Annotated in this window: 8 protein-coding genes; 7 read left to right on the top strand and 1 reads right to left on the bottom strand. The window is 71.0% G+C overall.

Features of this window, described 5'->3' with window-relative positions:
* Positions 1 to 45: 45 nt before the first annotated feature.
* Positions 46 to 1,689: a M4 family metallopeptidase gene (locus tag ACZ58V_RS01570; RefSeq protein WP_471287849.1), complete on the top strand. Its 1,644-nt coding sequence runs from the start codon at positions 46 to 48 to the stop codon at positions 1,687 to 1,689.
* Positions 1,690 to 1,758: 69 nt separating this feature from the next.
* The gene (locus ACZ58V_RS01575) at positions 1,759 to 2,280 is read left to right on the top strand and encodes a DUF1990 domain-containing protein (RefSeq protein WP_189727713.1); all 522 of its coding nucleotides are present in this window, start codon (positions 1,759 to 1,761) and stop codon (positions 2,278 to 2,280) included.
* Between the two features lie 72 nt (positions 2,281 to 2,352).
* On the opposite strand, the gene ACZ58V_RS01580 is transcribed toward ACZ58V_RS01575, so the two are convergent.
* On the bottom strand, positions 2,353 to 4,971 hold the full coding sequence (locus ACZ58V_RS01580; RefSeq protein ID WP_468194650.1) for a glycosyltransferase family 1 protein: 2,619 nt from the start codon (positions 4,969 to 4,971) through the stop codon (positions 2,353 to 2,355).
* 289 nt (positions 4,972 to 5,260) lie between these two features.
* Between ACZ58V_RS01580 and ACZ58V_RS01585 the strand changes: the two genes are divergently transcribed.
* The 5 genes from ACZ58V_RS01585 to glgB all read left to right on the top strand — a co-directional run bounded on the left by ACZ58V_RS01585 (position 5,261) and on the right by glgB (position 14,960).
* Complete coding sequence (locus ACZ58V_RS01585) at positions 5,261 to 6,463, top strand: S8 family peptidase (RefSeq protein WP_468194647.1); 1,203 nt, start codon at positions 5,261 to 5,263, stop codon at positions 6,461 to 6,463.
* A 215-nt stretch (positions 6,464 to 6,678) separates the two neighbouring features.
* Positions 6,679 to 8,799: an alpha-1,4-glucan--maltose-1-phosphate maltosyltransferase gene (locus tag ACZ58V_RS01590; protein ID WP_471287852.1), complete on the top strand. Its 2,121-nt coding sequence runs from the start codon at positions 6,679 to 6,681 to the stop codon at positions 8,797 to 8,799.
* Positions 8,796 to 10,496, top strand: a complete 1,701-nt coding sequence (treS, locus tag ACZ58V_RS01595) for a maltose alpha-D-glucosyltransferase (RefSeq protein WP_468188224.1) — start codon at positions 8,796 to 8,798, stop codon at positions 10,494 to 10,496. Before ACZ58V_RS01590 ends, treS begins: the two co-directional genes overlap by 4 nt.
* A 155-nt stretch (positions 10,497 to 10,651) precedes the next feature.
* Positions 10,652 to 12,094, top strand: coding sequence for a maltokinase N-terminal cap-like domain-containing protein (locus ACZ58V_RS01600; protein WP_468188222.1), 1,443 nt, complete (start codon positions 10,652 to 10,654; stop codon positions 12,092 to 12,094).
* A gap of 31 nt (positions 12,095 to 12,125) precedes the next feature.
* Positions 12,126 to 14,960 carry a 1,4-alpha-glucan branching enzyme gene (gene glgB / locus ACZ58V_RS01605; protein WP_471287854.1) on the top strand — a complete coding sequence of 945 codons (2,835 nt, stop codon included), beginning with the start codon at positions 12,126 to 12,128 and terminating at the stop codon, positions 14,958 to 14,960.
* The last annotated feature ends 98 nt before the right edge of the window (positions 14,961 to 15,058 follow it).

The raw sequence follows: 15,058 nt of genomic DNA on the forward strand, positions 1-15,058 counted from the left end.
CCGCCGCACAGCACCCCAGCAGTTCCCCCACATCAAGGAGCTCGTGTGACCCCCCTCTACGCGCGTCACAAGCGCACCACCCTGGCCATCGCCACCGCCGTCGCCGCCGGCGCCCTGCTCACCACCGGTCTGACCTCCGGCAGCAGCGTCGCCGCCGACTCCTCCTCCAAGCCGGTCCTCGCCGCCGCCCCCGTCCTGCTCTCCGCGCCCGCCCGCACGGCTCTCGTCAAGGAGCAGCAGGCGGACGCCCCGAAGACCGCCGACGAGATAGGCCTCGGCGAACAGGAGAAGCTGGTCGTCAAGGACGTCGTGAAGGACGCCGACGGCACGGTCCACACGCGCTACGAGCGCACCTACGCGGGCCTGCCGGTCCTCGGCGGCGACCTCGTCGTGCACGAGTCGAAGTCCGGCGGGGCCTTGGGCGTGACCAGAGCGACGAAGGCCGCCCTCAAGGTCGCCTCCCTCAAGCCGGCGGTCGCCGCCGCCAAGGCCGAGAAGCAGGCCGTGACGCTCGCCAAGGCGGCCGGCTCGGAGAAGACCGAGGCGAACTCCGCTCCCCGCAAGGTGATCTGGGCGGCCGACGGCAAGCCCACGCTCGCCTACGAGACCGTCGTCGGCGGCCTCCAGGAGGACGGCACGCCGAACGAGCTGCACGTCATCACCGACGCCGCCACCGGCAAGAAGCTCTACGAGCACCAGGCCATCGAGACCGGCACCGGCAACACCACGTACAGCGGCAAGGTCGACCTCACGACCACCAAGTCCGGGTCGACGTACAACCTGACGGACAGCACCCGCGGCGGCCACAAGACGTACAACCTGAATCGCGGCACCTCCGGCACCGGCACCCTGTTCTCCGGCGCGGACGACGTCTGGGGCACCGGCAACCCGTCCAACCTGGAGACCGCCGCCGCCGACGCGCACTACGGCGCCCAGGTGACCTGGGACTTCTACAAGAGCGCCTTCGGCCGCAGCGGCATCCGCAACGACGGCAAGGCCGCCTACTCGCGCGTCCACTACGGCAACGCCTATGTCAACGCCTTCTGGTCGGACAGCTGCTTCTGCATGACCTACGGCGACGGCGAGGGCAACACCAACCCGCTGACCTCGCTCGACGTGGCCGCCCACGAGATGAGCCACGGCCTGACGTCGGCCACGGCCGGCCTCAACTACAGCGGCGAGTCCGGCGGCCTGAACGAGGCCACCAGCGACATCTTCGGCGCGGGCGCCGAGTTCTTCGCCAACAACTCCTCCGACGTCGGTGACTACCTCATCGGCGAGGAGATCGACATCAACGGCGACGGCAGCCCGCTGCGCTACATGGACAAGCCCAGCAAGGACGGCTCCTCCAAGGACGCCTGGTCCTCCAGCCTCGGCGGCGTGGACGTCCACTACTCCTCCGGTCCCGCCAACCACTTCTTCTACCTGCTGTCCGAGGGCAGCGGCTCGAAGACCATCAACGGCGTGACCTACAACTCGCCCACCTCCAACGGCTCCACGGTCACCGGCATCGGCCGCACCAAGGCGCTGCAGATCTGGTACAAGGCGCTGACGACGTACATGACGTCGACGACCAAGTACGCGCAGGCCCGCACGGCGACCCTGAACGCGGCCTCGGCGCTCTACGGCGCGAGCAGCACCGAGTACAAGGCGGTCGCCGCCGCCTGGTCCGCGGTCAACGTCGGCTGACCGAAGCACGACCCACGGGCGGTACCCGGAGCCACGCCGGCTCCGGGTACCGCCCTACTCTTGGGGACCATGTCTTCGGAGGACTTCACCTACGCCGATGTCGGCGCCACCCGCGAGGAGCACTTCTGCCCGCCGGGCTTCCACCCCATGAACGTGCGCACCCGCCTAGGGGAGGGCGAGGAGGTCTTCCAACGGGCCTCGGAGGCGGTGCTCACCTGGGAGATGCACCGGGCCATGGGCGTCGGCGTCGACGCGAGCGCGGAACGAGCCGCCCCCGGCGTCGACGTCACCGTCACCCTCGCCGGCATGATCAAGGCCCCCTGCCGAGTCGTGTGGACCCTGGAGGAACCCCGCCGCACCGGCTGGGCCTACGGCACCCTGACCGGCCACCCGGAATGCGGCGAGGAGTCCTTCGTCGTCGACCGCACAGGAGACGGCACGGTCTGGCTGACGGTGAACGCGTTCAGCAGGCCGGCCAAGTGGTACGCGAGGGCGGGCGGCCTGGCGACCAGAGGTCTCCAGCACGCCTATGCCCGCCGCTGCGGCAATGTTCTGCGGAACCTGGCAACGGAGGGTGGTGAAGACACCTAGGGGCGCGGGGCTGTATCGATCTGCGGCTCCGCCACGTGGGCGCGACCAGCCCCCACACACCCGCGGCCAAACTCAACGCATCAACAACCCCGCAGCCTCCACAAGCTCCTCGGAAGGCCCGGCCACCAGCCCCAACTCCGCACTGGAGGCCAGCAGCCGATGCGCGGGAAGGATCCGCACCGTGTACCCGAAAGGCCCGGTGCGATCCAGGGACAAGGCCCCTTCGTACACCCACCGCCCGTCCTTGTCGGGAGAACCCACCGGCTTCAACGGAACAACCGCCGCGTCCCCGATCCGATCCTCCTCATCCACCCGCCCCGACACCACCTGAACCTCGACATCATCAGGCCCGAGATCCCCGAGCCCGACCCGCACCCGAAGCCCCAGCGTCGTCCCGAGCTCGGCCAGCGCCTCGGACACGGACGTCTCCACATGGTCGACAGTGACGCCCGGCCAGGCCCCCCGCACCCGCGCCTTCCACTCGGCCAGCTCCCGCGCCGCGTCCGCTCCCATCGAGCGGTGGGCCAGCGCCGCCGGCGCGTAGAGACGCTCGACGTACTCACGGACCATGCGCCCGGCCAGCACCTTCGGCCCGAGCAGGCTCAGGGTCCGGCGGACCATCTCGATCCAGCGGTCGGGCAGCCCGCTGCGGCCGCGCTCGTAGAAGCGGGGCGTCACCCGCTGCTCCAGCAGGTCGTACAGCGCCGCGGCCTCTATGTCGTCGCGGCGGTCCGGGTCGGTCCCGACACCGTCGGCCGTGGGGATGGCCCAGCCGAAGTCCGGCTGGAACCACTCGTCCCACCACCCGTCGAGTACGGACAGATTGAGACAACCGTTGAGCGCCGCCTTCATGCCGGACGTGCCGCAGGCCTCCAGCGGACGGAGCGGATTGTTCAGCCAGATGTCGCAGCCCGGGTACAGCTTCTGCGCCATGGCCATGCCGTAGTCGGGCAGGAACACGAGCCGGTGCCGCACCCGCGGATCGTCCGCGAACCGCACCAGCTCCTGCACCAGCCGCTTCCCGCCGTCGTCCGCGGGGTGCGCCTTGCCCGCCACGACGATCTGGACCGGCCGCTCGGAGTGCAGCAGCAGGTCCATCAGCCGGTCGCGGTCGCGCAGCATCAGCGTCAGACGCTTGTACGAGGGGACGCGCCGGGCGAAGCCGATGGTGAGGACGTCCGGGTCGAGCACGCCGTCGATCCAGCCCAGCTCGGCCGTACCGGCACCGCGCTGCCGCCACGAGGCCCGCAGCCGCTCCCGCACCTCGGTCACGAGCTGCTCGCGCAGGCCCCGGCGCAGCTCCCAGATCTCCTGGTCGGGGATGTCGGCCACCGAGTCCCAGCGGTCCGAGCCGCCGACGGTCAGCGCGTCCTCGGCGCGCTGCACGCCGATCTGCCGGGCGCCGAGCCGGAACACCTCCGGGGCGACCCAGGTGGGCGCGTGCACCCCGTTGGTCACGGACGTGATCGGCACCTCGTCGGCGTCGAAGCCGGGCCACAGGCCGGAGAACATCTCGCGGCTGACGTTGCCGTGCAGCAGGGACACCCCGTTGGCGCGCTGGGCCAGGCGCAGGCCCATCACGGCCATGTTGAACAGGTTGGACTCCCCGCCGGGGTAGGTCTCCATGCCGAGTTTGAGGACGCGCCCGACGTCGATGCGCGGCAGCTCCGCGTCGGGACCGAAGTGGCGGGCGACCAGCTCGCGGTCGAAGCGGTCGATCCCGGCCGGGACAGGGGTGTGGGTGGTGAAGACCGTCCCGGAGCGGACCGCCTCCAGCGCCGCGTCGAAGTCCGAACCCGCCGCGCAGAGTTCGGCGATGCGCTCCAGGCCGAGGAAACCGGCGTGCCCCTCGTTGGTGTGGAACACCTCCGGAGCGGGGTGCCCGGTCAGCCGGCAGTACGTCCGGACCGCTCGCACCCCTCCTATCCCCAGCAGCATCTCCTGCAACAGCCTGTGCTCGCTGCCGCCGCCGTAGAGCCGGTCGGTCACACCGCGCTCGCCGAGGTCGTTCTCCTCGACGTCCGAGTCCAGCATCAGCAGCGGGACCCGGCCGACCTGCGCCAGCCAGATCCGGGCGCGCAGCTGCTTGCCGCCGGGCAGGGCGAGGGCGACCTGGGCGGGGGTGCCGTCCGGCTCCTCCAGGAGGACCAGCGGCAGCTCGTTCGGGTCGAGGACGGGGTAGTGCTCCTGCTGCCAGCCGTCCCGGGAGAGGGTCTGGCGGAAGTAGCCGTGCCGGTAGAGCAGCCCGACGCCGATCAGCGGGACGCCCAGGTCGCTGGCGGCCTTCAGATGGTCGCCGGCCAGGATGCCGAGGCCGCCGGAGTACTGCGGCAGGGCGGCCGTGACGCCGAATTCGGGTGAGAAGTAGGCGATCGCGGCGGGAAGCTCCTCGGGCTGGGCCTGGTACCAGCGGTCGCCGGTCACGTAGTCGTGCAGATCGCCCGCGACCGAGGCGAGGCGGCGCAGGAACCGGCGGTCCTCGGCCAGGGCCGCGAGCCGCGCGGGCGGCACGCTGCCCAGCAGCCGGACCGGGTCGCGCCCGGAGGCGGCCCAGCGCTCGGGGTCGACGGACTGGAAGAGGTCACGGGTCTCCGTGTGCCACGACCACCGCAGATTGCGGGCCAGATCGCTGAGCGGCCGGAGGGGGTCGGGGAGAACGGGTCGGACGGTGAATCGACGGATCGCCTTCACGGGTTCCACCTCGGCGCGTTCGCTGGTTGACGCAGGGCTTTGACACAGGGCTTCATCGACGTCTCCTACGACAGTACCGGCGGAGGTGCCGCCGCCGCTGAGGCTCCGCCGTCGGACCCCCGATCGGCCTGAACAGCACCATTCACGGATATGGCCGATTCCACCCCCATAGGCGTCCTTGTGGTGTTTCACGCGTCACGAGAGGCTGCCCCTGGCGTACCGGCCCGCGCCCGCCGCTCGCGGCGCCGCGCGGCAGCCGTACGCCGAGTCGAGGAGGGGAACTCGGACCATGGCACGGACGCGTACACGGCGCCCGCGCTGGACGGGGGGCCTGGCCGCGGCGGTCTGCGCCGCGGCGTTTTCGGCCATCACCCTGCCCGCGCACGCCGTACCGGAGGGGCGGATACTCGGCGCCGGAGGACCCGGCTCCGTGCACGGCAGCTATCTCGTGACACTGAAGGAGGGCACGCGGGCACCTTCGAGGGCCGGAAAGGGCCTCGCCGAGACGTACGGGGTGGACATAAGCCACACCTACGGCACGGTCCTGAACGGCTACGCGATCAGGGCCAACCCGAGACAGGCGGCACGGCTCGCCGCCGATCCGCGGGTCGCCTCGGTCGTCCAGGACACCCGCGTGCGGCTGGACCACGCACAGCGGACCCCGGCGTCCTGGGGGCTGGACCGCGTGGACCAGGCGAGTCTGCCCCTGGACCGGAGCTACACCGGGCCCGAGTCGGCGGGTGCCGGGGTGACGGTGTACGTGATCGACACCGGCGTCCGCACCACCCACCGGGACTTCGGGGGCCGGGCGAGCCACGGCTGGGACTTCGTCGGGAACGACAAGGTCGCGGCGGACGCCAACGGCCACGGCACGCACGTGGCCGGCACGGTCGCCGGCAAGACCCACGGCGTCGCCGGGAAGGCCCGGATCGTCTCCGTACGGGTCCTCGACGCCGCGGGCGGCGGCACCACGGCCCGGGTGATCGCCGGGATCGACTGGGTGACCCGGCACGCGAGGAAGCCCGCGGTCGCCAATCTCAGCCTGGGCGGCCCGCGCAACGACCGGCTGGACGCCGCCGTCCGCGCCTCCATCGCGTCCGGCGTCACGTACACGGTCGCCGCGGGCAACGACGCCAGGCCGGCCGGGCTCTACTCCCCGGGCAGCGTCCAGCAGGCGATCACGGTCGGCGCGACCGACCGGAGGGATACGAAACCGGCCTTCTCCAACCACGGTCCGGCCCTCGATCTCTTCGCCCCGGGCGTCGAAATCACCTCCGCGGCCGCCGCGAGCGACACCGCGCGGGCCACCTTCTCGGGCACGTCGATGGCGTCTCCGCACGCGGCGGGCGCGGCCGCGCTGTATCTGGCCGATCATCCGAAAGCGACTCCGTCCCAGGTCGGGAGGGCTCTGACGACGGGAGCGGCGACCGGGAAGATCTCCGGCCGGGGTATCGGTTCGCCGGACAGGTTACTGCGGGTGCCCCACCCGTAGGGCGAAGGAGCAGCCACACACAAGGGCCGGCCTCGTCCGTCGCGGACGAGGCCGGTCTTGTGTGTCGACATACGCGTGAGTAGTTAACAAAGTGCCGGATTGCCCACCCGAATAGGGTGGGAAGGCTCCTGCGGGTACCCCTCTCAGGAGCACCACGCAGGACCCACCTCCCCATAGACCTCCGCCCACCCACGTTGACGCGGACAGGAGCGGTCATGCCCGCCAAGCACCCTTCGTCACCACCCCCGACCCGCCGCACCGGGGCGCACGCGCCCGGCGGCGAGGCACCCCCCGTGCGCCCGGCCGACGCCGGTCCACCGGTCCCGCAACCACCCCCCGTGGGCGAGGCGACCGCCGTCGGGCGCATACCCGTGCTCGATGTCCGTCCGGTCGTCCAGCGCGGACGCCGGCCGGCCAAGGCCGTGACCGGCGAGACCTTCGAGATCTCGGCGACCGTGTTCCGGGAGGGGCACGACGCGGTCGCCGCCAATGCCGTCCTGAAGGACCCCGAGGGCCGCCCCGGGCCGTGGACACCTCTGCGGGAGCTGGCCCCCGGCACGGACCGGTGGGGCGCCACGGTCACCGCCGGGAAGCCCGGCCTGTGGACGTTCACCGTGGAGGCGTGGGGCGACCCCGTCGCCACCTGGCGCCACCACGCTCAGATCAAGATCCCGGCCGGCATGGACACGGACGTCGTCCTGGAGGAGGGCGCACGCCTGTACGAGCGGGCCGCCGAGGGCATACCCGAGGAGGAGGGCCTGCGGGACGTGGTCCTGGCCGCCGTCGACGCCCTGCGGGACGAGAGCCGCCCGGCGGCCTCGCGGCTCGCGGGGGCGCTGGCGCCGGAGGTGGACGAGGTACTGGCCCGTCATCCGCTGCGGGACCTGGTCACCACCTCCGAGCCGCTGCCGCTGCTGGTGGAGCGGGAGCGGGCCCTGTACGGCTCCTGGTACGAGTTCTTCCCCCGCTCCGAAGGCACCTCCGAGCAGCCGCACGGCACGTTCCGCACCGCCGCGCGCCGCCTTCCGGCGATCGCCGCCATGGGTTTCGACGTGGTCTACCTGCCCCCGATCCACCCGATCGGCACGACCTTCCGCAAGGGCAAGAACAACACCCTCTCCCCCGGACCCGACGACGTCGGCGTGCCCTGGGCGATCGGCTCGCCCGAGGGCGGCCACGACGCCGTCCACCCCGCTCTGGGCACCCTGGAGGACTTCACCTGGTTCGTCGGCCAGGCCCGCGAGCTGGGCTTGGAGGTGGCGCTGGACTTCGCGCTGCAGTGCTCCCCGGACCACCCCTGGGTGCAGAAACACCCCGAGTGGTTCCACCACCGCCCCGACGGCACCATCGCCTACGCCGAGAACCCGCCGAAGAAGTACCAGGACATCTACCCCATCGCCTTCGACGCCGACATGGACGGCCTCATCGCCGAGACCGTGCGCGTACTGCGGCACTGGATGGACACCGGCGTGCGGATCTTCCGCGTGGACAACCCGCACACCAAGCCGGTGGTCTTCTGGGAGCGGGTCATCGCGGACATCAACCGCACCGACCCCGACGTGATCTTCCTGGCCGAGGCGTTCACCCGCCCGGCCATGATGGCCACCCTGGCCCAGATCGGCTTCCAGCAGTCCTACACGTACTTCACCTGGCGCAACACCAAGCAGGAGCTGACCGACTACCTCACGGAACTCTCCGGCGAGGCCGCGTCCTACATGCGGCCGAACTTCTTCGCCAACACCCCCGACATCCTGCACGCCTACCTCCAGCAGGGCGGCCGCCCCGCCTTCGAGGTCAGGGCGGTGCTGGCGGCGACGCTCTCCCCGGCCTGGGGCATCTACTCCGGCTACGAGCTGTGCGAGAACACCCCGCTCAGGGAAGGCAGCGAGGAGTACCTGCACTCGGAGAAGTACCAGCTCACCCGCCGCGACTGGGACGCCGCCGAACGCGAGGGACGCACCATCACCCCGCTGCTGACCAGGCTCAACACCATCCGGCGGGAAAATCCGGCCCTCCAGCAGCTGCGCGATCTCCACTTCCACGACGCGGACCAGGAAGCGGTGATCGCCTACTCGAAGCGGAAGGGCTCGAACACGGTTCTGGTGGTCGCCAACCTCGACCCCCACCACACCCAGGAGGCGACGGTCTCGTTGGACATGCCGCAACTCGGCCTGGACTGGCACGAGTCGGTGCCGGTGCGGGACGAGCTCACCGGCGAGACCTATCACTGGGGCAGGTCCAACTACGTGCGTCTCGAACCGGGCCGGAGCCCCGCGCACGTCTTCACGGTGCTGCGACCGTCCACCCCGCAGATCGGAGGGTCACCCACAACATGATCGTCAACGAACCCGTTCCGGACACCTTCGAGGACACTCCTGCCAGGGACCGCGACCCGGAGTGGTTCAAGCGCGCCGTGTTCTACGAGGTGCTCGTCCGCTCGTTCCAGGACAGCAACGGCGACGGCGTCGGTGACCTGAAGGGCATCACCGCCAAGCTCGACTACCTCCAGTGGCTCGGCGTCGACTGCCTCTGGCTGCCGCCGTTCTTCAAGTCGCCCCTGCGCGACGGCGGCTACGACGTCTCCGACTACACGGCCGTGCTCCCGGAGTTCGGCGACCTCGCCGACTTCGTGGAGTTCGTCGACGCCGCCCACCAGCGCGGCATGCGCGTGATCATCGACTTCGTCATGAACCACACCAGCGACCAGCACCCCTGGTTCCAGGAGTCGCGCAAGGACCCCGACGGGCCCTACGGCGACTACTACGTGTGGGCCGACGACGACAAGCAGTTCCCTGACGCTCGGATCATCTTCGTCGACACCGAGGCCTCCAACTGGACCTTCGACCCGGTCCGCAAGCAGTACTACTGGCATCGCTTCTTCTCCCACCAGCCGGACCTCAACTACGAGAACCCGGCCGTGCAGGAGGAGATGATCTCCGCGCTGAAGTTCTGGCTGGACCTGGGCATCGACGGGTTCCGGCTGGACGCGGTGCCCTACCTCTACCAGCAGGAGGGCACGAACTGCGAGAACCTCCCGGAGACGCACGACTTCCTGAAGCGGGTGCGCAAGGAGATCGACGCGCAGTACCCGGACACCGTGCTGCTCGCCGAGGCCAACCAGTGGCCCGAGGACGTCGTCGACTACTTCGGCGACTACCCCAGCGGCGGCGACGAGTGCCACATGGCCTTCCACTTCCCGGTCATGCCGCGCATCTTCATGGCCGTACGGCGGGAATCCCGCTACCCGGTCTCGGAAATTCTGGCCAAGACCCCGGCCATCCCCTCGAACTGCCAGTGGGGCATCTTCCTGCGCAACCACGACGAGCTGACGCTCGAGATGGTCACCGACGAAGAGCGCGACTACATGTGGGCCGAGTACGCCAAGGACCCACGGATGCGCGCCAACATCGGCATCCGGCGCCGTCTCGCCCCCCTGCTCGACAACGACCGCAACCAGATCGAGCTGTTCACCGCCCTGCTGCTGGCCCTGCCGGGCTCGCCGATCCTCTACTACGGCGACGAGATCGGCATGGGCGACAACATCTGGCTCGGCGACCGGGACGCGGTGCGCACGCCGATGCAGTGGACGCCCGACCGCAACGCGGGCTTCTCGTCCAGTGACCCGGGGCGGCTGTTCCTGCCGACGATCATGGACCCGGTCTACGGCTACCAGGTCACGAACGTCGAGGCGTCGATGTCCTCGCCGTCCTCGCTGCTGCACTGGACCCGCCGCATGATCGAGATCCGCAAGCAGAATCCCGCCTTCGGACTCGGCACGTACACCGAGCTGCCGTCGACGAACCCGGCGGTGCTGGCGTTCCTCAGGGAGTACGAGGACGACCTGGTGCTGTGCGTGAACAACTTCTCCCGGTTCGCCCAGCCCACGGAGCTGGATCTGAGCGCCTTCGAGGGCCGGCACCCGGTGGAGCTGTTCGGCGGGGTGCGCTTCCCTGCCATCGGCGAGCTGCCGTATCTGCTGACCCTGGCGGGCCACGGTTTCTACTGGTTCCGGCTCCGCGGGGACACCGTATGAGGGCCGCGTGAGGCCTGGAACGGCCTGCTGAGGCCTGATCCGCGGGGCAGGCCGCAAACCCCCGCGGCGGGGCGTTTCTCCTGCCCCGCCCGGGGCACGCATGAAGAACACCCCACCCGGTGACGCATCACACATGGGTGAAAGGACGCGACGTCATGTCGGAAGCCGTCACACGCACCGTCACCACCCCGCCCGGCCTTCTCGCCTCCCTCGATCCACTGCTGCGGGAATGGCTGCCACGGCAGCGCTGGTTCGCCGGCAAAGGCCGTCCGGTCACCGGGTTCACGCTGGTCGAGGCCACCGAGCTGCTCCCCGCCAGCGCCAAGCTCGGTCTGTACCACCTGCTCGTCCGCGCCCATCAGCCGCCCGTGCCGTCCCACGGCGCGCCCGGCCATCCCGGCGACTGCTACCAGCTCCTGATAGGCGTGCGCGAGGCGCTGCCGCGTCGGCTGGCGCCCGCGCTGATCGGACATGTTCCGACGGGGCCGCTGGCCGGCCGGACGGTCTACGACGCCCTGCTCGACCCGAGGCCCGCCGAACTGCTCCTGGAGGCGCTGCGCACCCAGGCCCGTATCGGCAGGCTCCGTTTCGAGCGGGACCTCGGCCAGGACATCCGGTCCGGGCTGGTGCCCCGCGTGGTGACCGCGGAGCAGTCCAACTCGTCGGTCGTCTACGGAGATACGTTCATCCTCAAGCTGTTGCGCCGGATCGTGCCCGGGGTCAACCCCGATCTGGAGCTGCCGCTGGCGCTGGCCCGCGAGGGCCGCCCCCGGGTGCCCGCGCCGACGGCCTGGATGGTCGCGGACATCGACCCCACGGCGGACCCGGTGATCTCGACGGGCCCGGCGGACCCCGCCGGCCAGCCGTACGTGCTGGGAGTGCTCCAGCCGTTCGTGCAGGGCGCCTCCGACGGCTGGGAGCTGGCGCTGCGCGAACTGGCCAAGGGCGAGGACTTCGGCGCCGAGGCGCGGGCGCTGGGACGGGCCACCGCCGAGGTGCACACCGCGCTGGCCCGCGCGCTGCCGACGGTCACGCTCGGTCACATGCAGCTCCAGCTCATGGTGGACGGAATGATCGAGCGGCTGGAGGCGGCCGTCCAGACGGTGGCCGCGCTGCGGCCCTACGCCGGCGGGCTGCGGTCGGCGTTCACGGCGCTGGGCGATCTGGCCGCCGAGGGCCGTACCTGGACCGCGCAGCGCGTGCACGGCGATCTGCATCTCGGGCAGTGCCTGCGCTCACCGGCCGGTGAGTGGTGGCTGATCGACTTCGAGGGCGAGCCGGCCCGGCCCCTGCCCGAGCGGCGCATGCCGCAGCCCGCGGTGCGGGACGTCGCCGGCATGCTGCGGTCCTTCGACTACGCGGCCCGCTCGGCCGATCCGCCCCAGCCGGACTGGGCCGAGACCTGCCGGTCGGCGTACTGTTCCGGCTACGCGGAGGCCTCCGGCCGCGATCCGCGCACCGACCCGGTGCTGCTGCGCGCCTACGAGACGGACAAGGCGATCTACGAGGTGGTGTACGAGGCCCGGCACCGCCCCGACTGGCTGCCGGTGCCGCTGGCCGCCATAAGCCGGCTCTCCTCGTCCGGCCACCTGACCTGACTGACCCACCTGCGCCCAGGAGGCTGCGCCCGTGACCCCCCGCTCCGAGTCCAGCGGTTCGCACCCGAAGAAGACGGCCGGGGAGAAGATCCCCGAGCAGCCGACGGCCGCCCAGCGGAAGAGCTCCGCGAAGAAGACGGCGGTACCGAAACAGGCGGCGAAGAAGGCCGCCGCCAAGAAGGCGGCCTCGGCGCAGTCACCGGCGAAGAAGACGACTGCCGCGAAGACGACCGCGGCGAAGAAGGCCGTCCCGAACAAGGCGGATCCCGCGAAGACGACCGCGGCGAAGAAGGCCGTCGCGAAGAAGGCGGATCCCGCGAAGAGGACCGCGGCGAAGGCCACCGCCAAGAAGGTGGCCGCGAAGCAGACAGCCGCCAAGAAGACCGCGGCGAAGAAGGCGACCGCGAAGAAGACCACGGCCACGAAGGCTGTCGCCAAGAAGGCCGCGACCGCGAAGGCCACGACGGCGAAGGCCGCGGCCACCAGGACCACGGCCACCGGCACCCCTGCCAAGAAGGCCGCGGCGAAGAAAGCCCCTGCCAAGACGGCCACCGCCGAGAAAGCCCCTGCCAAGACAGCCACCGCCGAGAAAGCCCCTGCCAAGACAGCGGGCGCCAGGAAAACCGCTGCCGAGAAGACCGGCCCCGCCCAGGCCGTGCCGCCGGAGATGGAGATCGCCGTCTCGCCCGCCGTCGACGCGGTGGACCGGGAGCGGCTGCTCGGCGGGACGCATCACGATCCGCACTCCGTGCTCGGCGCGCACCCCGTGCCCGGCGGCGTCGCCTTCCGGGCGTTCCGGCCGTACGCCCTGTCGGTGACCGTCGTCGCCGGGGAACTGCGGGCGGAGCTGCACGACGACGGGGAGGGGTTCTTCTCCGGGCTGCTGCCGCTGCGGGAGGTGCCGGCGTACCGGCTGCTCGTCGAATACGAGGGCACGGTCCTGGACACCGAGGACGCCTACCGCTTCCTGCCCACGCTGGGCGACCTCGACCTGCATCTGATCGGCGAGGGCCGGCACGAGGAGCTGTGGACGGCGCTGGGCGCGCACCCGACGATCCACGAGGGCGTGACCGGCACCCGTTTCTCGGTGTGGGCGCCGAACGCGCAGGGCGTGCGCGTGGCCGGCACCTTCAACTTCTGGGACGGCACCGGCCACGCCATGCGGTCGCTGGGCTCGTCGGGCGTGTGGGAGCTGTTCCTGCCGGACATCGGCGAGGGCGAGCTGTACAAGTTCGACATCACCCGCCCCGACGGCTCCAAGACCCTGCGCGCCGACCCGCTGGCCCGCCGCACGGAGGTGCCGCCCGCGACCTCGTCGGTCATCACGTCCTCGCGGTACGAGTGGGGTGACGCCGAGTGGCTGGACCGGCGTGCTCAGACTCCGGCGCACGAGGCGCCGTTCTCGGTGTACGAGGTGCATCTGGCCTCCTGGCGCCCGGGGCTGACGTACCGGCAGCTGGCCGATCAGCTCCCCGGGTATGTGAAGAACCTGGGCTTCACGCACGTCGAGCTGATGCCGGTCGCGGAGCATCCGTTCGGCGGCTCCTGGGGCTACCAGGTCACCGGCTTCTACGCGCCGACGGCCCGCCTCGGCACGCCGGACGACTTCCGGTACCTGGTCGACTCGTTGCACCGGGCCGGGATCGGTGTCCTCATGGACTGGGTGCCGGCGCACTTCCCGCGCGACGACTGGGCGCTGGCCGAGTTCGACGGGCGGCCCCTGTACGAGCACGCGGATCCGCTGCGGGCCGCGCATCCCGACTGGGGCACGCTGGAGTTCGACTTCGGGCGGCGGGAGGTGCGCAACTTCCTGGTCTCGAACGCCCTGTACTGGTGCGAGGAGTTCCATATCGACGGGCTGCGGGTGGACGCGGTCGCCTCGATGCTCTACCTCGACTACTCGCGCGAGGCGGGGCAGTGGACGCCCAACGAGCACGGCGGCCGGGAGAACCTGGACGCGGTGGCGTTCCTCCAGGAGATGAACGCGACGGTGTACCGCAGGGTGCCCGGCGTGGTCACGATCGCCGAGGAGTCGACCGCCTGGGACGGGGTCACCCGGGCCACCCACCACGAGGGACCGAGCGGCTTCGGCGGGCTCGGGTTCGGGCTGAAGTGGAACATGGGCTGGATGCACGACTCGCTCCAGTACATGAGCCACGAGCCGGTGCACCGCAAGTACCACCACCACGAGATGACGTTCTCGATGGTGTACGCGTACAGCGAGAACTACGTCCTGCCCATCTCGCACGACGAGGTCGTGCACGGCAAGCGGTCCCTGGTGTCGAAGATGCCCGGCGACTGGTGGCAGCAGCGGGCCGGGCACCGGGCCTACCTCGGCTTCATGTGGGCCCACCCGGGCAAGCAACTGCTGTTCATGGGGCAGGAGTTCGCGCAGGGCGCCGAGTGGTCGGAGGCGCACGGCCCGGACTGGTGGCTGCTGGACCCGGGCTACGGGGCCGAGCCCGACCACCGGGGCGTGCGTGACCTGGTGCGCGACCTCAACACCGTCTACCGGGCCACCCCGGCGCTGTGGCGCCTCGACACCGACCCGGCCGGTTTCGAGTGGATCGTCGGGGACGCCGCCGACGACAACGTGCTCGCGTTCCTGCGGCTGGACCCCGAGGGCACCCCGATCCTGGCGGTGTCGAACTTCGCCCCGGTCGCCCGCCAGGACTACCGCCTGGGCGTGCCCGAGGACGTCCCCGCCTGGCACGAGGCCGTGAACACCGACGCCGCCCGCTACGGCGGCAGCGACATCACCAACCCCGACCCGGTCAAGCCCGAGGCCCAGCCCTGGCACGGCCGCCCGGCCAGCATCCGCCTGACCCTGCCGCCGCTGTCGACAGTGTGGCTGCGCCCGGCGTGAGGCAACAGGCCTACAGCGACCTGTGACACCTCTGTGACGGGAGGAGTGGCTTCCGCCACAGCCCGTCCGGTCGGCCCCTGGTGGGGTGGCGGCATGCG

Source organism: Streptomyces sp. NPDC040589, from assembly GCF_055594445.1.

Bases quoted from the DNA above. Each gene is read 5' to 3' on its own strand.
- ACZ58V_RS01575 (WP_189727713.1), top strand. From the start codon at position 1,759: ATGTCTTCGGAGGACTTCACCTACGCCGATGTCGGCGCCACCCGCGAG.
- ACZ58V_RS01585 (WP_468194647.1), top strand. From the start codon at position 5,261: ATGGCACGGACGCGTACACGGCGCCCGCGCTGGACGGGGGGCCTGGCC.
- ACZ58V_RS01590 (WP_471287852.1), top strand. From the start codon at position 6,679: ATGCCCGCCAAGCACCCTTCGTCACCACCCCCGACCCGCCGCACCGGG.
- treS (WP_468188224.1), top strand. From the start codon at position 8,796: ATGATCGTCAACGAACCCGTTCCGGACACCTTCGAGGACACTCCTGCC.
- ACZ58V_RS01600 (WP_468188222.1), top strand. From the start codon at position 10,652: ATGTCGGAAGCCGTCACACGCACCGTCACCACCCCGCCCGGCCTTCTC.